The sequence below is a fragment of the Sinorhizobium fredii NGR234 genome, assembly GCF_000018545.1.
Taxonomy (GTDB): Bacteria; Pseudomonadota; Alphaproteobacteria; order Rhizobiales; family Rhizobiaceae; genus Sinorhizobium; species Sinorhizobium fredii_A.
In genome coordinates, this window is sequence record NC_012587.1 from 1,897,263 (window position 1) to 1,921,455 (window position 24,193).

Annotated in this window: 26 protein-coding genes and 2 pseudogenes; 18 read left to right on the forward strand and 10 right to left on the reverse strand. The window is 62.2% G+C overall.

What is annotated here, in order from left to right:
* Positions 1–16 precede the first annotated feature (16 nt).
* On the reverse strand, positions 17–721 hold the full coding sequence (locus NGR_RS20410; RefSeq protein ID WP_012708364.1) for a 4Fe-4S dicluster domain-containing protein: 705 nt from the start codon (positions 719–721) through the stop codon (positions 17–19).
* Between the two features lie 107 nt (positions 722–828).
* The gene (locus NGR_RS20415; protein WP_012708365.1) at positions 829–2,403 is read right to left on the reverse strand and encodes a trimethylamine methyltransferase family protein; all 1,575 of its coding nucleotides are present in this window, start codon (positions 2,401–2,403) and stop codon (positions 829–831) included.
* Between the two features lie 519 nt (positions 2,404–2,922).
* Here NGR_RS20415 and NGR_RS20420 point away from each other — a divergent pair.
* A complete protein-coding gene (locus NGR_RS20420; protein WP_012708366.1) occupies positions 2,923–3,621 on the forward strand; it encodes a corrinoid protein in 699 nt (232 codons plus the stop codon).
* Between the two features lie 123 nt (positions 3,622–3,744).
* Here the strand turns inward: NGR_RS20420 and NGR_RS20425 are convergent, their stop codons facing one another.
* Positions 3,745–3,903, reverse strand: a complete 159-nt coding sequence (locus NGR_RS20425; RefSeq protein WP_164924367.1) for an entericidin — start codon at positions 3,901–3,903, stop codon at positions 3,745–3,747.
* A 39-nt stretch (positions 3,904–3,942) separates the two neighbouring features.
* On the opposite strand from NGR_RS20425, the gene NGR_RS20430 reads away from it, so the two are divergent.
* From NGR_RS20430 to NGR_RS20440, 3 genes are all read left to right on the forward strand, one after another.
* Complete coding sequence (locus tag NGR_RS20430; RefSeq protein WP_012708368.1) at positions 3,943–4,563, forward strand: DUF1638 domain-containing protein; 621 nt, start codon at positions 3,943–3,945, stop codon at positions 4,561–4,563.
* A 186-nt stretch (positions 4,564–4,749) separates the two neighbouring features.
* Positions 4,750–5,568 carry a formyl transferase gene (locus NGR_RS20435; protein WP_012708369.1) on the forward strand — a complete coding sequence of 273 codons (819 nt, stop codon included), beginning with the start codon at positions 4,750–4,752 and terminating at the stop codon, positions 5,566–5,568.
* A gap of 18 nt (positions 5,569–5,586) precedes the next feature.
* Entirely contained in the window at positions 5,587–5,781 is a 195-nt protein-coding gene (locus tag NGR_RS20440) for a hypothetical protein (RefSeq protein WP_012708370.1), read from the forward strand.
* 531 nt (positions 5,782–6,312) lie between these two features.
* On the opposite strand, the gene NGR_RS20445 is transcribed toward NGR_RS20440, so the two are convergent.
* Positions 6,313–6,780 carry a BA14K family protein gene (locus NGR_RS20445; RefSeq protein ID WP_012708371.1) on the reverse strand — a complete coding sequence of 156 codons (468 nt, stop codon included), beginning with the start codon at positions 6,778–6,780 and terminating at the stop codon, positions 6,313–6,315.
* A 325-nt stretch (positions 6,781–7,105) separates the two neighbouring features.
* Here NGR_RS20445 and NGR_RS20450 point away from each other — a divergent pair, with 325 nt between their 5' ends.
* From NGR_RS20450 to NGR_RS20480, 7 genes are all read left to right on the forward strand, one after another.
* Positions 7,106–7,408, forward strand: a complete 303-nt coding sequence (locus NGR_RS20450) for a virulence factor (protein WP_012708372.1) — start codon at positions 7,106–7,108, stop codon at positions 7,406–7,408.
* Complete coding sequence (locus NGR_RS20455; RefSeq protein ID WP_164924368.1) at positions 7,401–7,979, forward strand: methylenetetrahydrofolate reductase C-terminal domain-containing protein; 579 nt, start codon at positions 7,401–7,403, stop codon at positions 7,977–7,979. The genes NGR_RS20450 and NGR_RS20455 overlap by 8 nt, the downstream gene beginning before the upstream one ends.
* On the forward strand, positions 7,979–9,070 hold the full coding sequence (locus NGR_RS20460; protein ID WP_012708373.1) for a methylenetetrahydrofolate reductase: 1,092 nt from the start codon (positions 7,979–7,981) through the stop codon (positions 9,068–9,070). Before NGR_RS20455 ends, NGR_RS20460 begins: the two co-directional genes overlap by 1 nt.
* A gap of 119 nt (positions 9,071–9,189) precedes the next feature.
* Positions 9,190–10,152, forward strand: a complete 963-nt coding sequence (locus tag NGR_RS20465) for a methyltetrahydrofolate cobalamin methyltransferase (protein ID WP_012708374.1) — start codon at positions 9,190–9,192, stop codon at positions 10,150–10,152.
* Positions 10,153–10,190: 38 nt separating this feature from the next.
* Positions 10,191–10,493, forward strand: a complete 303-nt coding sequence (locus NGR_RS20470) for a hypothetical protein (RefSeq protein WP_012708375.1) — start codon at positions 10,191–10,193, stop codon at positions 10,491–10,493.
* Positions 10,494–10,542: 49 nt separating this feature from the next.
* Positions 10,543–10,884, forward strand: coding sequence for a hypothetical protein (locus tag NGR_RS20475; protein WP_012708376.1), 342 nt, complete (start codon positions 10,543–10,545; stop codon positions 10,882–10,884).
* Between the two features lie 159 nt (positions 10,885–11,043).
* Positions 11,044–13,119: an ASKHA domain-containing protein gene (locus NGR_RS20480; RefSeq protein ID WP_012708377.1), complete on the forward strand. Its 2,076-nt coding sequence runs from the start codon at positions 11,044–11,046 to the stop codon at positions 13,117–13,119.
* A gap of 37 nt (positions 13,120–13,156) precedes the next feature.
* Here NGR_RS20480 and NGR_RS20485 read toward each other — a convergent pair whose 3' ends face one another.
* Positions 13,157–13,657: an Lrp/AsnC family transcriptional regulator gene (locus NGR_RS20485; protein ID WP_164924369.1), complete on the reverse strand. Its 501-nt coding sequence runs from the start codon at positions 13,655–13,657 to the stop codon at positions 13,157–13,159.
* A gap of 106 nt (positions 13,658–13,763) precedes the next feature.
* On the opposite strand from NGR_RS20485, the pseudogene NGR_RS20490 reads away from it, so the two are divergent.
* From NGR_RS20490 to NGR_RS20500, 3 genes and pseudogenes are all read left to right on the forward strand, one after another.
* Positions 13,764–14,974 (forward strand): annotated as a pseudogene (locus tag NGR_RS20490) (diaminopropionate ammonia-lyase).
* Positions 14,971–15,162, forward strand: a complete 192-nt coding sequence (locus NGR_RS20495) for a hypothetical protein (RefSeq protein WP_164924133.1) — start codon at positions 14,971–14,973, stop codon at positions 15,160–15,162. Before NGR_RS20490 ends, NGR_RS20495 begins: the two are co-directional and overlap by 4 nt.
* Positions 15,134–16,285, forward strand: a complete 1,152-nt coding sequence (locus NGR_RS20500; protein WP_012708380.1) for a M20 aminoacylase family protein — start codon at positions 15,134–15,136, stop codon at positions 16,283–16,285. Before NGR_RS20495 ends, NGR_RS20500 begins: the two co-directional genes overlap by 29 nt.
* Positions 16,286–16,441: 156 nt before the next feature.
* On the opposite strand, the gene NGR_RS33195 is transcribed toward NGR_RS20500, so the two are convergent.
* A complete protein-coding gene (locus NGR_RS33195; protein ID WP_012708381.1) occupies positions 16,442–16,690 on the reverse strand; it encodes a DUF1127 domain-containing protein in 249 nt (82 codons plus the stop codon).
* Positions 16,691–16,878: 188 nt separating this feature from the next.
* Here NGR_RS33195 and NGR_RS20510 point away from each other — a divergent pair.
* Positions 16,879–17,640 (forward strand): annotated as a pseudogene (locus NGR_RS20510) (winged helix-turn-helix domain-containing protein); the annotation flags it as partial.
* Between the two features lie 227 nt (positions 17,641–17,867).
* Here NGR_RS20510 and NGR_RS20515 read toward each other — a convergent pair.
* Together NGR_RS20515 and NGR_RS20520 are read right to left on the reverse strand one after the other, a co-directional pair.
* Positions 17,868–18,335, reverse strand: coding sequence for an SRPBCC family protein (locus NGR_RS20515; RefSeq protein WP_012708383.1), 468 nt, complete (start codon positions 18,333–18,335; stop codon positions 17,868–17,870).
* 134 nt (positions 18,336–18,469) lie between these two features.
* Positions 18,470–19,384 carry a LysR substrate-binding domain-containing protein gene (locus NGR_RS20520; protein ID WP_012708384.1) on the reverse strand — a complete coding sequence of 305 codons (915 nt, stop codon included), beginning with the start codon at positions 19,382–19,384 and terminating at the stop codon, positions 18,470–18,472.
* Between the two features lie 130 nt (positions 19,385–19,514).
* Between NGR_RS20520 and NGR_RS20525 the strand changes: the two genes are divergently transcribed.
* The 3 genes from NGR_RS20525 to NGR_RS20535 all read left to right on the forward strand — a co-directional run bounded on the left by NGR_RS20525 (position 19,515) and on the right by NGR_RS20535 (position 21,666).
* Complete coding sequence (locus NGR_RS20525) at positions 19,515–19,871, forward strand: hypothetical protein (protein ID WP_012708385.1); 357 nt, start codon at positions 19,515–19,517, stop codon at positions 19,869–19,871.
* A 98-nt stretch (positions 19,872–19,969) separates the two neighbouring features.
* On the forward strand, positions 19,970–20,164 hold the full coding sequence (locus NGR_RS20530; protein ID WP_164924371.1) for a hypothetical protein: 195 nt from the start codon (positions 19,970–19,972) through the stop codon (positions 20,162–20,164).
* 497 nt (positions 20,165–20,661) lie between these two features.
* On the forward strand, positions 20,662–21,666 hold the full coding sequence (locus NGR_RS20535; protein ID WP_012708387.1) for a GlxA family transcriptional regulator: 1,005 nt from the start codon (positions 20,662–20,664) through the stop codon (positions 21,664–21,666).
* A gap of 51 nt (positions 21,667–21,717) precedes the next feature.
* Here the strand turns inward: NGR_RS20535 and NGR_RS20540 are convergent, their stop codons facing one another.
* Positions 21,718–23,049 carry a GGDEF domain-containing protein gene (locus NGR_RS20540; RefSeq protein WP_164924372.1) on the reverse strand — a complete coding sequence of 444 codons (1,332 nt, stop codon included), beginning with the start codon at positions 23,047–23,049 and terminating at the stop codon, positions 21,718–21,720.
* Between the two features lie 284 nt (positions 23,050–23,333).
* The gene (locus tag NGR_RS20545) at positions 23,334–24,167 is read right to left on the reverse strand and encodes a response regulator (RefSeq protein ID WP_012708389.1); all 834 of its coding nucleotides are present in this window, start codon (positions 24,165–24,167) and stop codon (positions 23,334–23,336) included.
* Positions 24,168–24,193 lie beyond the last annotated feature (26 nt).

Here is a 24,193-nt window from a genome sequence, read left to right on the forward strand (position 1 = left end):
GTGGGCGCGTTCTCTATCAAAGACCAAGTGCCACCATATGGAAACGCAGTTGCTCTCTGGGATAGCGAAAGTCTCGGCCGATGGGACAGGCATCGCGGGAAAGGCAGCCATCTAAAAGACAGCCGGCCGCCCCGGCCTCGGCCTTGAGATGCGTGCGGCATCGCCCCACATCGAACAGACCGGTCCCCAGGGCATCCACCGGGCAGGCGGAAATGCACGGCTTGCCGATACAGTCGCCGCAAGGATGGTCGGCTGTAACGGAGCTCGTTTGCGGCAAGGCCCGGTCAAAGCCGAGCGCGCCGCGGTAGCCGTGCCACAGCCCATACCGCGGGTGGATCAATATGCCGAGTGGAGAAGCCTTCAAGCCTTCGGCGCGCATCGCCCATTGCTGGAAGGGCTGCCAGGGCGGATCGGAGGGGAAATAGGCGGTGGCGCCGGCGGCCTCGGCCACCGGCAAGATCACCTGCTTCGACCACTCGTCGAGCGGGTCGGCGCCGCCGCAATCCGGCTCGACTGCGCGCCAGCGGCTGAAGGACCTCCAGATCGAACCGCCGATATTGCCGATCAGCACGACGCTCGCGGCGGGCTCGCCACCGTCCAGCAGGGGCGCGGTTTCCCCCGGCGTGAAATTCACGCTGCCGCGCAAAAAAAGACCGTGCGGCTCGAGAGCCGCACGGATCGTTTCGACGAGATTGTCGACACAAGCGGGGGCAGCCGTCATTTCGGCTTCGGCCCCTGAAGTTCGTAATGCGGGCGCCAGACCTCCTTCTGGATCATGTCGGCCACCTGCGCCGCGCCGCCTTGCTCCCTGGCTCGCTCGGGACCCCTTCAGGTGAAGGCGTCCGGCATCGAGTCCTTGCGCTTGGCGATATAGTCCTTGAGGGCTTCGTCGATCGCCGGGTCGAGGTAAGGCGCCTCGTAATGTTCGAGCCAGCTACGGGCGAGCGCATTGGCGCGCTGCTCGATCCGCTTCTCGCCTTCGATCTCCCACTGTTCGAAGGAATTGTTGTCGGCGAGCGGCGAGCGGTAGAAGGCGGTCTGGAAGTTGGCCTGGGTGTGGGCGCAACCGAGATAGTGGCTGCCGGGACCGACTTCGCGGATCGCGTCGAGCGCCTGGGCGTTTTCGGAAAGGTCGACGCCCTCGGCCATCTTCTGCATCATGCCGAGCTGGTCCTGGTCGATCATGAACTTCTCGTAGGACGAGACGAGACCGCCTTCGAGCCAGCCGGCCGCGTGCAGCACGAAGTTGGTGCCGGCGAGCAGGGTCATGTTGATGGTGTTCGCCGATTCATGCGCGGCCTGGGCATCGGGGACCTTGGAGCCACAGAGCGAACCGCCGGTACGGAACGGCAAGCCAAGGCGGCGGGCGAGCTGCGCCGCGCCGTAGGAGACGAGTGACGGCTCCGGCGTGCCGAAGGTCGGGGCGCCCGACTGCATCGAGATCGAGGCGGCGAAGGTGCCGAACAGCACCGGCGCGCCCTTGCGGATCAGCTGGGTGAACGAGGCACCGGCGAGCACTTCGGCCAGGATCTGCGTCAGCGTGCCGGCGACGGTCACCGGGCTCATCGCGCCGGAAAGAATGAAGGGCGAAAGCACGCAGGCCTGGTTATGGCGCGCATAGACCTTGAGGGCGCCCACCATCGTCTCGTCGAAGACCATCGGCGAATTGGCGTTGATGAGGTTCAGCGTGACGGTGTTGTTTTCGACGAAATCGTCGCCGAAGACGATCTTCGCCATGGCGATCGTGTCTTCCGCCCGCTCCGGCGCAGTCACCGAGCCCATGAAGGGTTTGTCGGAGTAGCGGATATGGCTGTAGACCATGTCCAGATGGCGCTTGTTGACCGGGATGTCGACCGGCTCGCAGACCGTGCCGCCCGACGAGTGAACGGACGGCGCCATGTAGGCGAGCTTCACGAAATTGCGGAAATCCTCGATCGTCGCATAGCGGCGGTTGCCGTCGAGGTCGCGCACGAAGGGCGGGCCGTAGACCGGCGCGAAAACCGTTGCCTTGCCGCCGATATGGGCGTTGCGCTCGGGGTTGCGCGCATGCCAGGTGAAGTTCGACGGCGCGGTTTTCAGAAGTTCGCGGCAGAGGCCCTTCGGGAAATGCACGCGCTGGCCGCGCACATCGGCGCCGGCCGCCTTCCAAAGCTCGAGCGCTTCAGCGTCGTCACGGAATTCGATGCCGATCTCCTCGAGAATGATGTCGGCATTGCGCTCGATAAGCTGCAGGCCTTCCTCGTCGAGGACCTCGTACTCGCGAATCTTGCGCTGGATATAGGGCAGAGACGGTCCCGGACCGCCGCCGGTGCGGGATGCACGGCGCGCTGCCGCTCCCCGGCCCTCGCCACGCGCACGGCGTCCGCCGCCTTCGACCGCGCCTTGTTCTGTAACGTCGCTCATTCGCTCATTCCTCTCCCGCCGCGTCCTCGCACGAAGGACGCGGCAACATTTCGGTGGGTGGGCGCATAATCCTTTCCGCAGGTCGAATCCAGTGGCGGCACCATGCGCCCGGCATGGATTTGGCCTAATGCTACCAAGCCGCCGGAGCGGTACGGGTCTCAATGCGCCAACAGGTGGCGCAACTTAGACACTCTTTCGGCGTGTCCGAGTTTGCCGTTGCGACAGCTACGCGACGGCCGCGCGCCCCGGCCATTCACCGAAGGATTGAGCAGTCGGTCGAACTAACATCTTGAACTGTTGCATAATTTTACCGACCCACCGATTCCGCGGCTGCCCAATATGCGGTAGGACTATAGAGTAGGACGACAGGAGGGCCGCGTCGTCGTTTTTCATCATGTGCGACGTCGCTTTCGAAAAGAGATTTTTAGGCGCCGCCCGCTAAGGATGAGACGACGCGTCCGGAGTGTGATCCGTGCCCCCCGCGCGAAACGGCTATGCCAGGAACCGAGGAACCCTACTATGGCAGACGATGAAATCATTCTCGAGGACCTTTCCGACGAGGAACTCGTGCAGCAGATGCATGACGACCTCTATGACGGTCTCAAGGAGGAAATCGAAGACGGAACGAACATCCTCCTCGAGCGGGGCTGGACGCCCTATGACATCCTGACCCAGGCACTCGTCGAAGGCATGCGCATCGTCGGCATCGACTTCCGCGACGGCATCCTGTTCGTGCCGGAAGTGCTGCTTTCCGCCAATGCGATGAAGGCGGGGATGACCATCCTGCGCCCGCTGCTCGCCGAGACCGGCGCGCCGAAGCTCGGCAAGATGGTGATCGGCACCGTCAAGGGCGACATTCACGACATCGGCAAGAACCTCGTCGGCATGATGATGGAGGGCGCCGGCTTCGACGTCGTCGACCTCGGCATCAACAATCCGGTCGAGAACTATCTGGAAGCGATCGAGCGCGAGCAGCCGGATATTCTCGGCATGTCGGCGCTGTTGACGACGACGATGCCCTACATGAAGGTTGTCATCGACACGATGAAGGAAAAGGGCCTGCGCGACGATTACGTCGTTCTCGTCGGCGGCGCGCCGCTCAACGAGGAATTCGGCAAGGCCGTCGGCGCCGACGCCTATTGCCGCGATGCGGCGGTTGCCGTGGAAACCGCGAAGGATTACATGAGGCGTAAGCACAACCAGCTTGCCGCCGGCTGATCCGTCTGACTTTGAAAAAGCCGGCTGCGCGGATGAAACCGACAGCCGGCTTTTTTGTTTGTTAGAAGGGGGCGCTAGCGCCCCCTTGCGCGACGACTGGTAAGACGCGCGGCATTGCTAGGCTCAATTGGCTGCACGGGCGACGTTCCGACCGGCCGATTCGGTGGCGTTCACGGCATTTGCGGTATCCCGCCCCATGCCGCGGATCGTGTTTGCGCAGGAACTCAGGGTTGCGAGCGCCAGGAGGATCGCGCCGATCGTCGCGAGAGATTTTGTTGTCATGACCATGATTCCTCTGGGTTGATGCAAGGTGGAATAAAGATGGAAAACGCAACGTCGGCAAGAGAACGTGCACAACCAAGGAAAGTTCACGTTATCGGCTGCGGTGCCATCGCGCGCGAAATTCTTGCGATCTGCGAGGCCAACAAGCTCCACCATATCGAGTTGAACTGTCTTCCCGCCATCTGGCACAACACGCCGGAAAAGATCGTACCCGGCCTTCGCGAAGCGATCGCCCGGGCCCGTGCCGACGGCTTTGAGCGCATCTTCATCGCCTATGCCGATTGCGGCACCGGCGGCCTCCTCGACCGGCTCTGCGAGGAAGAGGGCGTCGAGCGGATTCCCGGACCGCATTGCTACTCGTTCTTCGCGGGCAACGCCGATTTTGCCGCACGCTGGGACGACGATATTACTGCCTTCTTCCTCACCGATTTTCTCGCCCGCCAGTTCGAGGCCTTCGTCGTCGAGCCGCTCGGCCTCGATCGCCACCCGGAACTGCGAGACATGTATTTCGGCCACTATCGCAAGCTCATCTATCTGTCGCAGGTCGAAGACGAGTCTCTGCAAAAGAAGGCCCGTCAAGCCGCCGAATATCTCGGGCTCGAATATGAGTACCGCTTTACCGGTTATGGTGATCTCAGCCGATCGCTGATCGAAGCCTGATCGATACCTCGACCAAGGTCCGTGTGGAGGGTTTTTCACGCCGCGTCGGCGGTGCGAAAGGTTCCTCGCCATTGCCGCGATACGCCAGGCAGCGTCTGCTTAAGGCGACGGTAACGCCTGTGTCGGCATATCCGTTGCTGCGCCGCCGTCATCGCGTGCGAGCCCAGAACAGTCCTTGCCATCGTCATGTACCAATCGAATAGCGCCCTCTCGGAAAAAGAAGCAAAACCGGCAGCCTCGGCCGGCCGGCGCATCGTCGTGGTTACCGCGGGGGGCGACAATCCGAACATCATGATAAACGCGCTCGCCGCCCAATTTTCCGACATCGTCGTGCTGCAGGAGCAGCCGGAATCCAAGGCGCTTTTTGTCAGACGGCGTGCGCGAAAACTCGGATGGGCGATGGCCCTAGGGCAGCTAGGGACGATGGTCGCCTCACGTTTCGGCAAACGCTTCACACGCCGGCGGTCAGCCGAGATCCTGCACTCCTACGGCGTGTCTTGCGAGGCCAACTCCTCCGTGCCGGTGCACCACATTGTCTCGATAAACGACGCCGAAGGCCGGGCGCGGCTCACGGCGCTGCGGCCCGCTGTCGTCTTCCTCATCAGCTGCCGCATGCTGAAACCGGAAACGCTGGCTGCTATCCCCTGCCCGGTCCTGAACTTCCATGCCGGCATCAACCCGCAATATCGCGGTCTGATGGGTGGCTACTGGGCACTCGTAAATGGTGACCCGGAAAACTTCGGTGCGACCGTGCATCTGGTCGACGAAGGCGTCGATACCGGCGGCATCCTCTATCAGTCGCGACAAACGCCGACCCGTGCCGATACGATGCACACCTACCCGCTGCTTCAGACCGCGGCCTCGACGGCTATCGCGATCCGGGCGGTCGAAGACGCGCTCGCCGGGAACCTCCAGCCCGTCGCCGTCTCTCAGCCTTCCCGGCAATGGTATCATCCACCCGCCTGGACCTGGCTCTGGAACGGCATGCGACGCGGCATCTGGTAAGGCGAGGAAGAGAGACTGATGCAGCAGGACCGCTCCGAGCTCGTTCTCGACCCGACCGACCACTGGACCGTATGGGACAATATGACCGGTCTACCCGCGGTATTTGCGGACCAGATTCTAGCCGGGCTCACGGAATCCGAGGCGGAAGCAGCGCTCCGAGTCCTCGTCGCAATCGGGCCGGGTCGCGCGACGGCGGCCGAGGATGCGGCATAGTCGCTTCGACGTCGCCCGCTATCCTACTGAGCGGCAGTCAGGACGCGTTTGGTTGCGCTATCCACAGCATGGCCCGTCTGCGTACTATCCTGCCTGAAGCCGCGCGCAGTGTTTGCGCAGGATGTAAGCGCGAGAAGTGCGAGACACAGCATTGCGATCGCAGTCTTTGGCATCATGACCTCCGTCGGCACATCCGATGGAAATGATGCGCGTTTCTGCGAAATCAAGCGGCGCGGGTGTCTCGGGTGAGGGAATACTGGCGGCATGCCCTATGTCATACCCAATCTATGATTGGAGAACCATGATGACCCGCAAATCATCGATCGTCGCAGCCGCGATTGCCGTTTTGACGCTCGCGGGATGTATGACCAATCAAGCCAGCCGAAACACGAGCCCGCCTCCCGCAAGCGCTTCAAGCGGCTCCGGCGGTAGCAGCATGGGCGGCGACAGCCAAGGCAGTGGAGGTTCCGGTTACTGATCGGCATCCAAGCCGAAGCCCGCTCGCGGTGTGGCGAACGGGCTTAGAGAGCCTCAGTAATAGGGCGAGTAGCACTGTTGACGGGAACCGCCGTAGGGCTGGAAGGAATTGTCCCAGGCGCGATAAGACCGGTACTGATCGTAGCACCAGCTCACATGGCGCTGTGGCAACCGAGGCTCGGCATAGCGGGGCTCCGCGTAACGCGGCGGCGCGGCGATGGCGCCGCCGATGACAACGCCCGCCCCGAAGGCCGCCAGCGGATACCACCAGCCGTTGTCATGCCGGCGATATCCTTCCCGGCGATAGCGATAACCGCGATACCCATTGTAATAGCCGTAGCGATCGCCTTCCGCTTCACGCCAGGCCCGGCGGGGGCCACCACGGTGGTGCCACGGCTTGTGGTGAACCAGTTCTACGCTGGAGCCGGACTGCGGCGCCGACGGAACGGGCATGGCCTGTGCAGGTCCATAACTCGTGAAAGCCGTTGCGGCCGCGAGGAACAGGATACCAATCTTCTTCATCTCAACATCCGATCTGTTGCAATGCTACCTGTTTGCCGAATGTGACGTGAATGGAGGGTGAATGACCTTTTGCTGATATTCCGAGCTCGCTGCGTAGTCAGCGTCTCGACTCGACCTCCCGCGCAATATCGCCGCCAAAAGAGCGGCTTTCCCGGGCGTGTTTCGGCGTCTCGAATGTCAAACACGTCCGCTCAGGGAGCCGTGACGCATTTCGCTTGCGTGGAAACCGTGGAGCGTCGTTTTTTGACACATCCGACGTCGTGGCAAGGTGAGCCACGACGCATGGACATGCGCATTGTCCCCTCTTGAGGAGAACAGGAATCCCATGGCAGACCGCATCATCGTCTACTGGCGCGATATTCCCGCCCAGGTCATCATCAAACAGGGCCGCAAGAGCGCCAAGCGCGAACTTTCGCTGCGTTTCACCGAGGCGATCGACATGTGCGCCATGCGCACCGGCGCCGCCGAGACCGACGACTATCTCGCCGAATGGCGCAAGGCCGACCCTGTCCCTGTGTCAGACGATCTCGAGGCGGAGGCCGACACGGCGGCGGCCGAACTGGAGGCCGCCTACGACCGGGAGCGGCTCGTTGCACTCGTCAAGGCCGGAGGGCGGGAAAATGCCTGATCCAAAAGTCGTCACCGGCAACGCCCAGCCCGCCAAGAAGGCGGCGAGCGGGGCCTATACGCCGACAAACGTGTCGCCGAGCCGGCGCTCGCGCCACAAATATACGGTCCGGCTGTGGGCGGTGCGCCATTCACGCTTCCTCGAGTGGTTCTACAATCGCTTCGCCGACATGTTCCTGATGCTCCACCCGCTCTGGAACGCCATCGGCTACGGCCGCGTTGAGCGACCGGTGACTTTCGTCGAACGCCACGTCAAGGGATTCCTGTTCGACTGTCGCATGTGCGGTCAGTGCGCGCTGTCCTCGACCGGCATGTCCTGCCCGATGAACTGTCCGAAGCAGTTGCGGAACGGACCCTGCGGCGGCGTGCGCGCCAACGGCAACTGTGAAGTGGAACCGGACATGCCCTGCGTCTGGGTGCAGGCGTGGAAGGGTTCGCAGAACATGGAGAAGGGCAACGCGATCATGAACGTACAGAAGCCCGTCAACCAGTCGTTGCGGGAAACCTCGTCCTGGTTGCGGGTGACGGCCGAAGCCGCGGCAAGCGCAGCGGCGAGGAAGGAAGGCCAATGATGAGCCCCGACATCAACCCTTTCGACCCTAGCGCGCCGCTCGATCCCCTGCCCGGCCATTCCTCGCGCGGCCGGCTTGAGCGGGTGCTCCGCCGCAGCGAATTTGCCGTGACGGCCGAACTCAACCCGCCGGACAGCGCCAACCCGCAGGACGTCTACGAGCGGGCTGCGATCTTCGACGGCTGGGTCGACGGCATCAATGCCGTCGACGCTTCGGGCGCCAACTGCCACATGTCTTCGGTCGGCATCTGCGCGCTTCTGACCCGCATGGGCTACGCCCCGATCATGCAGATCGCCTGCCGCGACAAGAACCGCATCGCCATCCAGGGCGACGTGCTCGGCGCCTCGGCCATGGGGGTGCAGAACATCATGTGCCTGACCGGCGACGGCGTGCAGGCCGGCGACCAGCCGGGCGCCAAGCCCGTCTTCGATCTCGACTGCATGTCGCTGCTCGAGACCGTCAGGATCATGCGGGACAACTCGAAGTTCCTCTCGGGCCGCAAGCTCACGACGCCGCCGCACGTCTTCCTCGGCGCGGCAATCAACCCCTTTGCGCCGCCGTACGATTTCCGGCCCTACCGGCTGGCAAAGAAGATCGAAGCGGGCGCCCAGTTCGTCCAGAGCCAGTACTGCTTCGACGTGCCGATGTTCCGCGAATACATGAAGAAGGTGCGCGACCTCGGCCTGCACGAGAAATGCTTCATCCTCGTCGGCGTCGGGCCGATGGCTTCTGCCAAGACGGCGCGCTGGATCCGCTCCAACGTGCCGGGCATCCATATTCCGGATTCGGTCATCACGCGCCTTGAGGGCGCACAGGACCAGAAGAAGGAAGGCAAGCAGCTCTGCATCGACATCATCAACGAGGTGAAGGAGATAGAGGGCGTTTCGGGCGTTCACGTCATGGCCTATCGCCAGGAGGAGTATGTGGCGGAAATCGTCCACGAGTCCGGCGTCCTGAAGGGCCGCAAGCCGTGGAAGCACGAGGCGACGCCGACGGAAACGCTCGTCGCCGAGCGGCTTGGGCATCTGCGCGAAGGCATCGAGGAAAACCAGCAGCGCATGGCCGAGGCCGCGGCACACCATCCGCATTGAGACAAAGCCACCTTCGTGGCTTTTGCAGAGGAAAACCGGCGCTTCGGCTCGCCCCGCGCCTTACAAACACTGACGGGGCCTATTACATAGCCCCACGCTCCAGGATCAGAGGATCTTATATGACCCGCACCATCGTCGCTTCCGCCACCCGCGAGATCGTCATCGGTTTCGACCAGCCCTTCTGCGTCATCGGCGAACGCATCAACCCGACCGGCCGCAAGAAGCTCGCAGCCGAAATGATCGAGGGCAACTTCGACACGGTCATCAAGGATGCGCTGGAGCAGGTCGCCGCGGGTGCGACGATGCTGGACGTCAATGCGGGTGTGACAGCTGTCAACCCGAATGAGACCGAGCCGCCGCTGCTGGTCAAGACCTTGGAGATCGTCCAGGGCCTCGTCGACGTGCCGTTGTCGATCGACAGCTCCGTGACGGCGGCAATCGAAGCCGGCCTTCGGGTCGCCAAGGGCCGGCCGCTGGTCAACTCGGTCACCGGCGAAGAGGAGAAGCTGGAAGCGATCCTGCCGCTCGTCAAGAAATACGACGTACCGGTCGTGGCGATCTCCAACGATGAAACCGGCATCTCGATGGATCCGGACGTGCGCTTCGCCGTCGCCAAGAAGATTGTCGAGCGCGCCATGGATCACGGTATCAAGCCGCACGACATCGTTGTCGATCCGCTCGTCATGCCGATCGGCGCGCTTGGCGATGCCGGCCGGCAGGTCTTCGCGCTGCTGCGGCGCCTCCGCGAAGAGCTGAAGGTCAACACCACCTGCGGCCTTTCGAACATCTCATTCGGCCTGCCGCACCGCCACGGCATCAATGCCGGCTTCATCCCGATGGTGATCGGCGCCGGCATGACCTCGGCGATCATGAACCCCTGCCGCCCGCAAGAAATGGAAGCCGTACGCGCCGCGAACGTCCTGAACGGCACCGACGCGAACTGCACCAACTGGATCATGACCTATCGCGACCACAAGCCGGCCGAAGGCGGCCATGCCGTGGCCGCTGCGGCTCCGGCTGCCGGTGGTGGACGCCGCGGTGGGCGTGCGGCCCGAGCCGGCGCTGGCGGAAGAGCGGAATAAGGCTTGTTGCCAAACTGCATCTGAAAGGGAGAACGACGATGAGAAGCCATCTGCGCCTCTTTGCCGTCCTTCTCCCTTTGGTCATCATCGCCAGGTATACGCTGTTAGACGATGCGGCGGAGTTTCAACGGTTCTACGCAGTTCTCCGGACCTCGTTTCTGCCGGTCTTGTTCATAACCGCTGCCGTGCTTACGGTCATATTGGTCACCACCGTTACGAAGAAAGTCGATCTCGGACCGCAGGACCGGGTCATCAACGTTTGCTTCTGGGGCAGCTCGGCCGTGTTGGCAGCAGCACTCACTTATGCATTCGCAGTCGTGAAGCTAGCCGGGACGCCATAGCAACGGATTTCGGCGCAGCCATTTGGCAACGTAAGAGTGGAGAGCACCCATGATACCACGCCGTCTTCGCCTGGACACTGCCACGCTCTGGTTCGAAGTCCCTTTCGTGATCGCGCTTCGGCTGCAGGCAATGCAGATGGCCGCGCTCTCGGGAAAGCCGCAGGATGCGACCGAACTTTACCGCATGATCTCCGAGAAAGCTGCCGCCACGGCCGATAGTATCCTCGCCGTCAATGTCACGCTCTGGAAAGCCTCCTTGGACAACGCGATGCAGCTGATGATTGGCCGTAGGGCGTCCGATCACGGAACGGCGATTGCGTCGGCCGCACTCCGGCCCTATGGCAAGCGGGTGCGCAGCAACGCCCGTCGTCTATCGCGCAAGAAAACCTGACCTTTGCTGCGCCCGTAAAACGCGCCCCTTGGGAAATGATGCTCGCAGATCGTTCCATGTCGGGATTGGACCACTATCGGGCGCCGTTCCGGTGCAGTCTGAAACCGTTTACCCGTGCTTTGCTTCCAAGATGAAGCGGACCTGACGAGAGACCTGAGCATGCGCATCGAAGGCACTTCCGAGATCGAGACCAATATGACCGAAGCCGCGCAAAAGAAACCTCTGGTGCTCTTCATGCCGTCCGGCAAGCGCGGCCGTTTCCCGATCGGCACGCCGATCCTTGATGCAGCGCGATCACTCGGCGTCTATGTCGAGAGCGTCTGTGGCGGGCGCGCGACCTGCGGCCGCTGCCAGGTCTCCGTGCAGGAGGGCAATTTTGCCAAGCACAAGATCGTCTCCTCGAACGAGCATATCTCGCCGGTCGGCCCGAAGGAGCAGCGCTACGCGAGCGTGCGCGAACTGCCCGACGGCCGCCGCCTGTCGTGTTCGGCCCAGATCCTCGGCGATCTCGTCATCGACGTGCCGCAGGATACCGTCATCAACGCGCAGGTCGTCCGCAAGGCCGCGACCGACCGCGTCATCGAACGCAACGCCGCCGTCCAGCTCTGCTATGTCGAAGTGGAGGAGCCGGACATGCACAAGCCGCTCGGCGATCTCGACCGGCTGAAGGCGGTTCTCGAGAAGGACTGGGGCTGGAAGGACCTCCTGATCGCGCCGCACCTCATCCCGCAGTTGCAGGGCATCCTGCGCAAGGGTAACTGGGCGGTTACCGCCGCCATCCACCGGGACATGGACTCCTCCCGGCCGTTCATCGTCGGGCTCTCGCCCGGCCTCAAGAACGAGGCCTATGGCGTTGCCTGCGATATCGGCTCGACGACGATCGCCATGCACCTGGTATCGCTTTTGTCCGGCCGTATCGTCGCCTCCTCGGGTGCATCGAACCCGCAGATCCGCTTCGGCGAGGATCTGATGAGCCGCGTCTCCTACGTGATGATGAACCCGGATGGCCGCGAGGCGATGACCAAGGCGGTGCGCGAGGCGGTCAACGGCCTTATCGGCAAGGTCTGCGCCGAGGGCGAGATCGATCGGCACGACATCCTTGACATGGTGGTCGTCGGCAACCCGATCATGCACCACCTGTTCCTCGGCATCGACCCGACGGAACTTGGCCAGGCGCCCTTCGCGCTCGCCGTTTCCGGCGCTCTGCAGTATTGGGCGCACGAGATCGACATCGAGGTCAATCGCGGCGCGCGGCTCTATATGCTGCCCTGCATCGCCGGCCATGTCGGCGCGGACGCCGCCGGGGCGACGCTTTCGGAAGGCCCGCACCGCCAGGACAAGATGATGCTGCTCGTCGATGTCGGCACCAATGCCGAGATCGTGCTCGGCAACAAGGAGCGCGTCGTCGCCGCTTCCTCGCCGACCGGCCCGGCCTTCGAGGGTGCGGAGATTTCCTCCGGCCAACGTGCTGCCCCCGGCGCGATCGAGCGCGTCCGCATCGACCCGGAAACGCTCGAGCCACGCTTCCGCGTGATCGGCGTCGACAAGTGGTCCGACGAGGAGGGTTTTGCCGAGGCCGCCGCCGCGACTGGCGTTACCGGCATCTGCGGCTCTGCGATCATCGAAGTCGTCGCCGAGATGTATCTGACCGGCATCATCTCGCAGGATGGCGTGGTCGACGGCGCGATGGCGGCAAGAAGCCCGCGCATCGTTCCGAACGGGCGAACTTTTTCGTATCTGCTGCATGACGGCGAACCGAAGATCACCGTGACGCAGAACGACATCCGGGCAATCCAGCTCGCCAAGGCCGCACTCTACGCCGGCATCAAGCTGCTCATGGAAAAGCAGGGCGTCGAGCACGTCGACACGATCCGCTTTGCCGGCGCCTTCGGCTCCTTCATCGACCCGAAATACGCCATGGTACTGGGCCTCATCCCGGATTGCGACCTCGCCGAAGTGAAGGCAGTCGGCAACGCTGCCGGCACCGGCGCGCTGATGGCGCTCCTCAACCGCGGCCACCGGCGTGAGATCGAGGAAACGGTAAGGAAAATCGAGAAGATAGAGACGGCTCTTGAATCGAAGTTTCAGGAGCACTTCGTCAATGCCATGGCGATGCCGAACAAGGTGGATGCCTTCCCGAAGCTCGCCGAAGTGGTCACGCTGCCGGAACGCAAGGTGCCCGCGGATGATGGCGGCGAAGGCGGCGGGCGCCGGAGGCGCCGGAGCCGGGAGTAGGCTCTTCGCCACCTGTCCGGCGCGCCAAGAGTCGCACTCAGCGGTTTGATATGGTCGCCTCGAGCCGCACCGTCAGCCCCACCTTCACCCGGTCCATGGCAACGAAGGTGCGGAATTTCTTCACGTTGCTGTTGCCGAAGAAGAGGCGCCGGGTCAACGCCTCGTAGTCGGCCATGGTGGCGACGACGATCACCAGGATGAAATCCGCCTCGCCCGTGACGTAGTAGCATTGCTGTACTTCCGGCGTCGCGGAAAACTCGGCCTTTGCTGCGTCGATCAGTTCGACCGACTCATTGACCACTTCGACCTCGACGAAGATCGTCGTCGGCTGACCGACCTTGGCCGGATCGACGATCGCGCAATTCGCCTGGATGACTCCCGCCTGTTCCATGCGCTTAATGCGCCGTTGCACCGCAGGCGCGGAAAGATTGACCGCCTCGCCGATCGTACGCTGCGGCGTCGCATTGTCCCGCTGTAGGATATACAGGATCGCCAGATCGAAGGAGTCGAGGGCGATTTTGGGGCTGGACTTCGCCAAGGCGGCCTCCTTACGAAACAAACTTGCAAACGACGCCCGTGAATACAGCGCAATTTTCGCGGCGTATGCAATATATCTTCGCCGGCTCTTTTCAACGAGGTTGGCCATGTTTCTCCTCAACACCCTTCCCAGCCACAATGCGCCGCTCGCCTCGGTCGACGCGGAAAGCCTCGGGGAACGCGCGGCGGACACGGTCGAACGGTTCCTAGCACACCGCGCCAATCATGCCGAAACGCCGCTGCATGCGCTCCCGGCCCTGGCGCCGAACTCGGCGTCGGCGCCATCCACATCAAGGATGAAGGCCATCGCCTTGGGCTGGGAAGTTTCAAGGCACTCGGCGGAGCCTACGCGGTGATCCGGCTTGTGCTCGAGGAAGCAGGCAAGGAACTTGGCCGCACGGTCGATGTTTCCGAACTTCAATCGTCAGACGTCCGGGCCGTCGCACGCGCCATGACATTCGCCTGCGCTACCGACGGCAATCACGGCCGGTCGGTTGCACAAGGGGCTGAGCTCGTGGGCGCGCGGGCGGCAATCTTCGTGCATTCGGGCGTAAGCGACGAGCGTATCGCAGCCATCGCCCGTTTCGGCGCCGAGATGATCCGCGTCGACGGCACCTATGACGATTCCGTGCGGGAGGCTGCGCGCGTCGCCGAGGCAAACGGCTGGACCGTCGTCTCCGACACCTCCTGGCCCGGCTACGAACGCATTCCCGGCCTGGTGATGCAGGGCTACACCGCACTTGTCCGCGAAGCCCTGAGGAAAATGCCGGAACCGCCGACACATGTGTTCATACAGTCCGGGGTTGGCGGGATTGCGGCGGCCGTCGCGGCCCACCTGGCGATCGTCCTTGGCGACAAACGTCCCGTCTTCACGGTCGTCGATCCCGCCCGCGCGGCCTGCCTCTTCGAGACGGCACGCGCGGGGCATCCGGTGAGGATTGCGCACGGAGAGCCGACAGTCATGGCCATGCTCGAATGCTACCAGCCTTCGCTGGTGGCATGGCGTGTCCTCTCCCGCGTCGCCGACGCCTTCATGACCGTCGATGAAAAGGATGCGATCTCCGTCATGAAGCAGCTCGCCAACCCGGTCGCTGGCGACCCGGCAATCGTTGCAGGTGAGAGCGGCGGCGTCGGACTGGCTGGGCTGATCAAGGCTGTCTCCGATCCAGAGATCAGGACAGTTCTTCGCATCGACGAGCACGCCCGCATCTTCCTCGTAAACACCGAAGGCGCGACTGATCCGGCTAAATTCGAAGAGATCGTCGGACTGACGCCAGCCGCGGTTGCGGCGAAGCACCAGATTGGAGCCGAAGAATGAGCAAGCTTTTCACCGATGTAGCGCCGCCCCTCGGGCCTAGCGTTGGCGGCATCAGCCACAATCCGCTCGAATACACGCCGGATGACGACCTTGTCGCCGGAGCCAATGTTCTGCTCGACGTCGTCAAGAGCCTCGCAAGCGCAGGGTGGAGGGAAACGAATGACCGATTTGAAACTGCTCGAACGTGAAATGGTCGGATGGCGACGCGACCTTCACGCTCACCCGGAGTTCGGCTTCGAGGAGAAGCGCACCTCCGCCTTCGTCGCGGAAAAGCTCAGGGAGTTCGGGCTTGAGGTCGCCGAAGGTGTCGGCGGCACCGGCGTCGTCGGTACGCTAAGGCGCGGCACCGGCAATCGCGCCATAGCGCTCAGGGCCGACATGGATGCGCTGCGCATCCCCGAACAAGGAAGCTTGGAATATCGCTCGCAAAAGCCGGGCGTGATGCACGCTTGCGGCCATGACGGCCACACGACCATGCTGCTCGGCGCGGCGAAGCTGCTTGCCCAGGATGGCGGTTTCGAGGGCACGGTGCGCTTCATCTTCCAGCCGGCGGAGGAATGGGGCAAGGGTGCACTCGCCATGCTCGACGACGGGCTGATGGAGCGGTTTCCCTTCGATGAAATTTACGGACTGCATAACATGCCCGGGCTGCCGATCGGCCATTTCGAGACGCGCCCCGGCGCGATCATGTCGGCCGAAGACAATTTCGAGATCGTGCTGAAGGGTGTCGGCGGACATGCGGCACGACCGCATGCGGGCAACGAAGTGCTGGTTGCCGCCTGCGCGCTGGTCACCAACCTGCAGACGATCGTCTCGCGCCGCCTGAGTCCCGCCGATATCGGCGTCGTCTCGGTAACGGAACTCATCACCGACGGTACCCGCAATGCGCTGCCCGGTCTCGCCCGCATCCTGGGCGACGCGCGCAGCTTCCGCCCCGAGGTCAGCGCCGAAATCGAGAAGCAAATGCGTGTCATCGCCGAGGGCACGGCACTTGCCCACAACGTTTCGGCGGAGGTGAGCTACACACGCGAGTTTGTGCCGCTCGTCAATGACGAACGGTTGGTCGAAGAGGCTTTCGACGCTGCGCGCCCCCTATTCGGGGCAGACAACGTCCGGACTGCCCGCGAGCCGATGACGGGGTCGGAAGACTTTGCGCGCTTCCTTGCCCATGTACCGGGTTGCTTCGTATTTCTCGGCAACGGCAACTCGGCGCCGCTGCACAACCCGAACTATGATTTCAACGATGCCGGACTGATCCACGGCGCCGGCTTCCACGCGGCGATCGTCCGGCAGCGTCTGCCCGAAGCCTAGAGCGGGATGAGGAAAAGTGTGGGCGGTTTTCCGCCCGCATCCCGCTCTAATCTTTTAGAACCGATCACGATGATTTTGGATCGATCAGACCCAAAATCATCGTGATCTAGCCGCCTCGCGCATTTGAAATGTTGGATGTTCGGCCGGATGGATGCTTCAGTCACGCCAGAACGGCTTGGCGACCTCGTCCTCCACCTGCCGGGTGGTCAATCCGATATCCTGGATCAACTCGGGGCCGTCCTTCGATAGCCGTGCCAGTTCCTCTCGGTAGTGGATGCGGCGATTCCAGGTTTCCACAAGGCTTCCAGAGGTCACCGGACCGTCGAGTCCGCCATGGGTTTCGTTTGCCCCCGGATGCGCAAACCAATGGCGTCCGGCGCCCGTCGTAAAGGAAAAAATGTGCATCGAGCTCCCCTTCCCTCCGCTGGAGTCCGTTCATGACTGGCACAAGTCGCGCATTCTGGAGAAAGTGGCACCCGGTGTATCGAAACCGCGCCAAATAGTTCCGAAAATTTCCGAAGCGCAGGGCGGCGAAGCGCCATTGTTTCGCTCTGTGCGATTTCCCATGCAGTCGGCATGCACTAAGATGCCGTATGCAGCGACCGTGCTTTGCCTTCGGTACGTTCGTGCTCGATCCCGAGGCGGGAACGCTTCGGCAGGAGGATAGCCCTGTGCCCATTTCATACCGTGGGCTATTGCTGCTGGAGACATTTGCCCGACATCCGGGCGAGGTCTTGCGCAAGGCCGATCTCCTGGAGGCCGCTTGGCCGGGATTGGCTGTGGAAGAGAGCAACCTCTCAGTGCAGATTGCCGCACTGCGGAAGCGTCTCGGTTCGGCTCCTGACGGGGTCGAGTGGATTGCGACCATCCCCCGCGTGGGCTACCGCTTCACTGCCGAGGTTCAGAGGTGCGAAAGCACCGACCGGGGCTCCGTGCCGCTTCCGGACCGACCATCGATCGCCGTCCTGCCCTTTTGCGACATGAGCGACGATCTGGGCCACGCCGGCTTTGCGAATGGATTGACCGAGGATGTGATCACGGATCTGTCGCGGATTCCGGACCTGTACATCATCGCGCGGAATTCGAGCTTCGCCTACAGGGATCAATCCCTCGACGTGCGCAGAATCGCCCAGGAACTCGGGGTCCGCTACCTACTGGAGGGAAGTGTCAGGCTCGACTCCGACCGGGTGCGCATCAACGCGCAGCTGATCGATGCAATCGGCGGGGGCCATCTCTGGGCCGAGCGCTTCGACCGAAGCCTCGACGACATTTTTGCGGTCCAGGACGAGGTGGCCGGGAAAATTGTCGAGGCGCTCGTTGGACGGCTCACGATTCCTCCACCCGACAGCCCGCCCACCGCCTAATGCATTGTCGCCCAAAGGTGTGCAGCGGTTTTGGACAACGACATGCACAAAACAAAGACCTAAAGCGCATCGCATGAATACGCGCTTAGAGCGGGATGCGCTCACATACGTTCGCGCCGCCGCTCAAACCATTTGTTTTACCGCATTTGTACGACGTCAGGTGATTCCACCTGACTGCAAAATGCTCTAGAAGGCGCACCATCCTTCTGTAGAAGGCGTCACGCCGTCTTGGCGGCATAGGAGGCCAGCAGTCCGCTCCATCCTTTCTCGGAGTCGAGCACACTGCGCAGATCCTCGGCCTTCGCGGCGAAACTGCCGAGATCGCGATGTATCAGAGTGACGGTGGTCTCGTTTTCGCCCTTCGCTTCGAACATGACTTCGACCTCGGTTTGGGACGCCGGGTCGAAGTCGAAATCGGCGTTGAGCTGCCATGCAAGAAGAATGCGATGCGGAGGATCGCACACGATGACGCGGCCCCAGTCGCGTTCCTCGCCGGCATTGCCAATCTCATACCAACGGCCGCCAGTTCTCGCCTCGACGATCACGGTGTTCTGCCCGGATTCCGTCAGGCTGTGCTGCTTGATCCACCAGTTTCCGATGCCATGGACGAAGACCTCGAAGGCCTTCTGCCGTGATGTGCGGACCGTCACGGATTTACGGACCGGAACCGGTTCGATCATGTGCATGAGGTTCCTCCCGGTTGCTCGCGCCTCTATCGTTCAGTCTGCCTCGACAATGGAATTGAAGGCAGCAAGCCGATCGCCCCAGAAGCGGTCCAGCCCCACAGGCTCGGCATTGCAAAGGCTCGACGAAGCTTCGTCTAGACGGGGGCGGCCACCCTGCCCGCGTCCATCTGGAGGTCGGCGAAGGCCTCGCGGACGTGATCGGCGACCGCCAGCACGGGTGCCGGTGCATCATCGACGACCTTCAGGCCGATTTCGTAGTGGCCGAGATCCGGCAGCCCGTCGCGCTCGCCAAGTTGCACCATCTCGCCTTGAACGAGGTACCGCGGCAGTGGCGCGATCGCCAGGCCGGCAAGCACCGCCGCACGCTGTCCCGTCGTATAGGCGCTCAGAAACGCGACGCGGAACTTGCGCCCTGCACGCGCGAGCTTCTCGACCGCATCGGCGCGCCAGACGCAGCCGTCCTCCCACATCGAAACCGGCAGCGGATCGCGCAGATGCGCACTGCCGCACTTGGCGCCGGCCCAGACGAGTTTTTCCTGCATGAGGATTTCGCCGTCCTGGGCCGCTTCGTCGGAAAGGCTGTTATATATGGCGATGTCGAGCCTGTGCTCGTCGACCCGCTTGCGCATCGCGGTGCTCATGCCGATCGACACATCGACGGTCACGTTGGGGTAGGTTTCGGCAAAGCGCTTCAAAACCACCGGCAAGATGCGTTCGCCGACGTCCTCCGGTGCGCCTACGCGCACGACGCCGTTCATGTCGGGCAGCAGGAAACGGGACACGGTCTCGTTGTTGAGCGACAGCAGCCGCCGCGCGAAGCCGAGCAGCAGTTCGCCCTTCGGCGTCAGCGAGACCGACCGCGCATCGCGCAGGAAAAGCGTGCAGCCCAGTGTCTCCTCGAGCTTCTTGATCTGCATCGAGACGGCGGAGGGCGTGCGGTACACAGCTTCGGCCGCAGTCGTGAAATTGCCGGTTTCGGCAATGGCGACAAAGGTCTTCAAGACGTCCATCTCGAGCAGCGGAAGCGCGTGGCGCAGTATCATGTTCATGGCGGCCTCCTCATTCAGAAAATCTGAAAGATACCTTAACTGCATTTCGTTTGATTGAATATCACATTGGAGCGATAGTCAAGCTCGTAAGGAGGCGGGAAGCACCCGCACAACATAAAGGAGCAAGGTCATGACCGCCCTGACATTGGCCATCGACAACGCCGCCGCAACCGCACGACGGATCAGCGGCACTCCTACAATCGATAAAAGCGTGCCGATGATGGACGCAGAAGCCGTGCATGCAAACATCCGGCAGGCGGACGAAGCCGGCGACTTCGTTCTCGCGATGCTGTCGCGAGCCCGGACCCTGATCGAGCGGATTGCGAATAGACGGCGCGCGACCAAGATCGCCAGAAACCGGGTGGAAACCCGGCGGCAATTGGCGAAACTGCCGGCATGGGTCCGAAACGACGTGTTGCAAGCAGAGGGCGATCAGCGCACCCGAGAGAAGCTGTTACGTCGCGCCCTAACAGATCACGATGCTTGATGGAAAACATCAAACATATTCGTTTGATTGATCAATTAGGTTGCGCCATAACCGAACACATGGTCGCGACCTTTTGAAAAGCTCAGAAGGAACCAGCAATGTCTACGAACCAACACCTTTCGTCGAGCCAGAGCCTTGCGGCTTTGCCCGGTCTTTTCAACCTGCGTGCACGTGCCTGGGCCGCTTGGAAGCGGCACCGCAACGAACGCGCTCTGGAAAACCTCTCTTACGACACGCTGAAGGATATCGGCTTCCCATCCGTCGACGACGCGGTGCATAAGACGGAGCAATGAACAGCGACACGACCTGTCATACGCCCTGCACTTGCTGGGTGGTGATGAAACGATGAAGGGCATTCCCGCATACGGAATGCCCTTCATTTTTTGGCACTTCGCCACGGCGCGACTCCTCAGACCGGCGCAGAATATCGCGGTCAACAGATGCAAGTCGGCCTTCGCGCCACTTGTCACGGTCCCTGCCGCTTGTCAGATACCGACATCAATCGCCCCCGCATCGGAAAAGTCGCAATCCGCAATATTGCAAACACCCCCTGCGATGCGAGACATCCGGCACCCAGCCACCTTTCTTGTCGGATTGCGCCACTTCGGACGGGCATTCCGTCGCTTTCATGCAATCGCCGGTTTCCGGGCCCGAAGAGCTCCATTGCCCCGATGTCGCAATGCGAAATTTCTTCCCGGTCGCGGCTTTCCATGTCAATGTCGCAAATCGACAAGCCGTTTGACATATTCCAAGCGACGAATAGACACCCTCGTCCAGCATGGGAAGCCTCATGAACAAGCCTCTGACCAAAAAGCGCTCGCTCGTCTTCTTTCTGGTGCCGAACTTTTCAATGCTGCCCTTCTCCGCGGCGATCGAAACTCTCCGCATCGCCAACCGCATGCTCGGCTACGAGGCCTATACGTGGCGCCTCGCCTCGACCGATGGGCAGAAAGTCTTCTCCTCGGCCGGCATCGCTCTCGAGGTCAACACCTCGCTTGCGGACGAGCGCAAGTTTCTGGCCGGCGAGAACCGCCCCTCCATGGTGCTGGTCTGTTCGGGCGTCTATGTCGAGGAGTTCCAGAACAAATCGGTCAATGCCTGGCTGCGCGAAGTCTACAATCGCGGCATTGCCGTTGGCAGCCTCTGTACGGGGGCCCATGTGCTGGCCTCGGCGGGCCTGCTGACGGGCAAGCGCTGTGCCATCCACTGGGAAAACCTGCCCGGCTTTTCCGAAAGCTTCCCGCAGGCAGAGGTCTATGCCGACCTCTACGAGATCGACAGCAACATTTACACTTGCGCCGGCGGCACCGCATCGCTCGACATGATGCTGAACCTGATCGACCAGGACTTCGGCGAGAGCTTGGTCAACCGTGTCTGCGAGCAGGCCCTGACCGATCGCGTTCGCGGTCCGCATGACCGCCAGCGGCTGCCCCTGCGCGCCCGCCTCGGCGTGCAGAATGCCAAGGTTCTCTCGATCATCGAACTCATGGAGGCCAATCTCTCCGAGCCGCTTTCGCTGCTCGAAATCGCCGAAAGCGCCGATCTGTCACGCCGCCAGATCGAGCGGCTGTTCCGCCAGGAGATGGGTCGCTCGCCGGCGCGCTATTATCTGGAGATTCGCCTCGATCGCGCCCGGCACCTGTTGATCCAGTCATCGATGCCGGTGGTCGAAGTGGCCGTCGCCTGCGGTTTCGTCTCCGCTTCCCACTTCTCCAAGTGTTATCGCGAGCTCTATAACCGCTCGCCGCAGCAGGAACGCGCCGAGCGCAAGTTGACGCTGCAGATGGCGCGCTGAACCGCGTCATTTCTCGGGATTGGAAGCGGCCGGCATCCTGCCGGCTGGCGCTTAGGATGCGAGCGCATCGAGCAGCGCAAGCTCGGAGATGACACGGTTTCGTCCGGCATGCTTCGCCATGTAGAGAAACTGATCGGCAGCGTGCAGGTAGTTCTCAAAGGCTTCCGGCGCTTCAATCGTCGCAAGACCGATCGAGACGGTGATCGCCAGTTCCTCGTCGTCGGCGACGATCTTCGATTTCGCCAGCTCCGCCCGCAGCCTCTCGCAAAAGGCGAAAGCGTCGCGCACACCGAGACCATCGAAAAGAATGCCGAATTCCTCGCCGCCCAGACGCGCCAGGAGATGCTGATCGCCGACAAGCACTTTCAAGCGACCGGCGACATGCTTCAACACGAGATCGCCGATCTCGTGGCCATAAGTGTCGTTGAGGCGCTTGAAATGGTCGATGTCGAGCACGGCGATCGATGTGCCTTCGCCGCGTCTTAGATATTGATCGACCAGGCGTGGGCCGGTCATGAAGAAATGCCGGCGGTTGAAGATTCCCGTCAGGTAGTCGCTCGCCGCCGCGAGTTTCAGGGCCTGAATGCGCTTCTGAAGCGAGGCGGCGTGCCGGATGCGGCCGCTGAACTCAGCCTCGAGGAACGGCTTGCGGATGAAATCCGCCCCGCCCGCCTCAATGAAGCGCGCCGCCACGCGCGCGTCGCCCTGTTCCGAGAGACCGATGATCGGTACGGCATCCTCTCCCTGACGCTTCTGCACCTCTCCAAGCAGCGCGAGACCCGCCAGGTCGGCAAGACCCGTGTCGGTAATGATAACGTCGACGGTTTCGCCCTGGTCCAGAACCTGCAAGGCTTCCCAGGCTTCCGACGCCTCGATCACCGCAAAAAAGCCACGCCGTAGAATACCCGCGAGATCCTGCCGCGAAGCGGCGCAGGAGTCGACGAGCAGCACCGTGGTTCGTCCCTTGGTGAGGACCCGGTCGACCGCCGCGATCAGCCGCTCGATCGATTCCGGCTCGTTCTTGACGATGCAGTCGGCAACACCTCGATTAAGGATCTGATCGCGGGTCCGATCGTTGAAGGCGGCCGTGAAGACGATAGCCGGCACGTTGTTCGCAAGGACGAAGTCCAACGCCTCGCAATTCGGCGCGTCGGGCAGGTTAAGATCGAGGACCGCGAGTGAAAACGCCCACTCCCCTGCAGCAGCGACCTCGGCCTTTACCGCCGCGAGCGAGGCGCAGTGAGAGACGTTTATCCCGTGCGTCAGCTCCAGACCGTGCTTGAGAGCGGCCGCGAACATCCGCGAATCCTCGACGAGCAGCAGACGCTTGTCGCGGTGCTTCTGAATATGGTTCGCCCGTCCCGACGCGCGGCGCAATCTCACGACCCCTGCAACCCCATCCCCTTCGGCAACCCACGCTCCCGGTGCAGCGGCGCCGAGGTTTTCTAGCCTCTGCGCGGACCGCTCCCTGGCCGGGTTTCCGGTGCCCCAGTATGCACTTGCGCCCGTTCGCGCCGCAGACCGAGGCCCCTTCGGTCAAATGTGCGTATCCGGGAGTTTCCCCATTTCTATTTGCTGCGATTGAACCGGCTGGCGGTTGCAATTTCGTTAACAAGGCAACCAGCAGCATGGGATTTCAACCGCTTGCTTGAAAATTCGCGCCTGGGTCAGGCGGGAATTTTCACCCTTTCGCTCAATGTCTTTATCTTTGTCAAAGTATCGAGGTTCTGATTGACGCGGCAATAGAACTCCTCGTTGACGAAGGGGCGCACCACGAAATCATTGCCCCCGGCCTTGAGGAAGCGCGCCGAAAGCAACCGGTTGGTCGATGAGGAAACGCCGATGATGCGCAACTGATGCGGGCCGTGGGCCGAGCGGATGCGGCGCGTCAGTTCGAAACCGTCGATATCCGGCATGTTGTAGTCCGTGATGACCAGCGCGATATCGGGATTGTTCTTCAGGATTTCCAGCGCGGCCGCACCGCTGTCGGCCGAACTCGTGCGGAAATTGTAGCGCTTCAGCTGCGTGGTCAGCAGCGCCCGGGCCGTCGGACTGTCGTCGACGATCAGCACGTGATGCTTCTTGTTGGTGAGGAACCGGCAGACCGATTCCGCCAGCATGTCGACCGCAAAGACGCTGTCCTTGATGACGTAGTCGACGATGTCCTTGGCAAGGATCGCCTCGCGCGTCTTCTCCTGGAAGGAGCCGGTGAAAACCACCGTCGGCACGCTCATCTCGATCAGATAGTTCAACGCCTCGCCATTCTCTGCGCCCGGCAGGTTGATGTTGGAAATGGCAAGCGAGGCAGGAAAGGACGCATTCTCGACGGCGAACTGCAAATCCTCGTAGTCGCGGCAGACGATCACGTCGATATCGAACAACTCCTTCAGCCGTTTCGAGACCATCGATGAGAACAGGTTGGAGTCCTCGGCAAGCACAATGCGGTGCTCGCCAAGGGATTCGCCGGAATAATACATTCCGGAAACGCCGAAGAATGACATTGATCGCCTATGTGAAAGAGTGTCCC

Bases quoted from the DNA above. Each gene is read 5' to 3' on its own strand.
- NGR_RS20410 (WP_012708364.1), bottom strand. From the start codon at position 721: ATGACGGCTGCCCCCGCTTGTGTCGACAATCTCGTCGAAACGATCCGT.
- NGR_RS20450 (WP_012708372.1), top strand. From the start codon at position 7,106: ATGGCAGACCGCATCATCGTCTACTGGCGCGATATTCCCGCCCAGGTC.
- NGR_RS20445 (WP_012708371.1), bottom strand. From the start codon at position 6,780: ATGAAGAAGATTGGTATCCTGTTCCTCGCGGCCGCAACGGCTTTCACG.
- NGR_RS20455 (WP_164924368.1), top strand. From the start codon at position 7,401: ATGCCTGATCCAAAAGTCGTCACCGGCAACGCCCAGCCCGCCAAGAAG.
- NGR_RS20435 (WP_012708369.1), top strand. From the start codon at position 4,750: ATGTACCAATCGAATAGCGCCCTCTCGGAAAAAGAAGCAAAACCGGCA.
- NGR_RS20535 (WP_012708387.1), top strand. From the start codon at position 20,662: ATGAACAAGCCTCTGACCAAAAAGCGCTCGCTCGTCTTCTTTCTGGTG.
- NGR_RS20470 (WP_012708375.1), top strand. From the start codon at position 10,191: ATGAGAAGCCATCTGCGCCTCTTTGCCGTCCTTCTCCCTTTGGTCATC.
- NGR_RS20545 (WP_012708389.1), bottom strand. From the start codon at position 24,167: ATGTCATTCTTCGGCGTTTCCGGAATGTATTATTCCGGCGAATCCCTT.
- NGR_RS20440 (WP_012708370.1), top strand. From the start codon at position 5,587: ATGCAGCAGGACCGCTCCGAGCTCGTTCTCGACCCGACCGACCACTGG.
- NGR_RS20525 (WP_012708385.1), top strand. From the start codon at position 19,515: ATGACCGCCCTGACATTGGCCATCGACAACGCCGCCGCAACCGCACGA.
- NGR_RS20460 (WP_012708373.1), top strand. From the start codon at position 7,979: ATGAGCCCCGACATCAACCCTTTCGACCCTAGCGCGCCGCTCGATCCC.
- NGR_RS20480 (WP_012708377.1), top strand. From the start codon at position 11,044: ATGCGCATCGAAGGCACTTCCGAGATCGAGACCAATATGACCGAAGCC.
- NGR_RS20425 (WP_164924367.1), bottom strand. From the start codon at position 3,903: ATGACAACAAAATCTCTCGCGACGATCGGCGCGATCCTCCTGGCGCTC.
- NGR_RS20500 (WP_012708380.1), top strand. From the start codon at position 15,134: ATGACCGATTTGAAACTGCTCGAACGTGAAATGGTCGGATGGCGACGC.
- NGR_RS20475 (WP_012708376.1), top strand. From the start codon at position 10,543: ATGATACCACGCCGTCTTCGCCTGGACACTGCCACGCTCTGGTTCGAA.
- NGR_RS20530 (WP_164924371.1), top strand. From the start codon at position 19,970: ATGTCTACGAACCAACACCTTTCGTCGAGCCAGAGCCTTGCGGCTTTG.
- NGR_RS20515 (WP_012708383.1), bottom strand. From the start codon at position 18,335: ATGCACATGATCGAACCGGTTCCGGTCCGTAAATCCGTGACGGTCCGC.
- NGR_RS20520 (WP_012708384.1), bottom strand. From the start codon at position 19,384: ATGAACATGATACTGCGCCACGCGCTTCCGCTGCTCGAGATGGACGTC.
- NGR_RS20420 (WP_012708366.1), top strand. From the start codon at position 2,923: ATGGCAGACGATGAAATCATTCTCGAGGACCTTTCCGACGAGGAACTC.
- NGR_RS20430 (WP_012708368.1), top strand. From the start codon at position 3,943: ATGGAAAACGCAACGTCGGCAAGAGAACGTGCACAACCAAGGAAAGTT.
- NGR_RS20495 (WP_164924133.1), top strand. From the start codon at position 14,971: ATGAGCAAGCTTTTCACCGATGTAGCGCCGCCCCTCGGGCCTAGCGTT.
- NGR_RS20415 (WP_012708365.1), bottom strand. From the start codon at position 2,403: ATGAGCGACGTTACAGAACAAGGCGCGGTCGAAGGCGGCGGACGCCGT.
- NGR_RS33195 (WP_012708381.1), bottom strand. From the start codon at position 16,690: ATGCACATTTTTTCCTTTACGACGGGCGCCGGACGCCATTGGTTTGCG.
- NGR_RS20465 (WP_012708374.1), top strand. From the start codon at position 9,190: ATGACCCGCACCATCGTCGCTTCCGCCACCCGCGAGATCGTCATCGGT.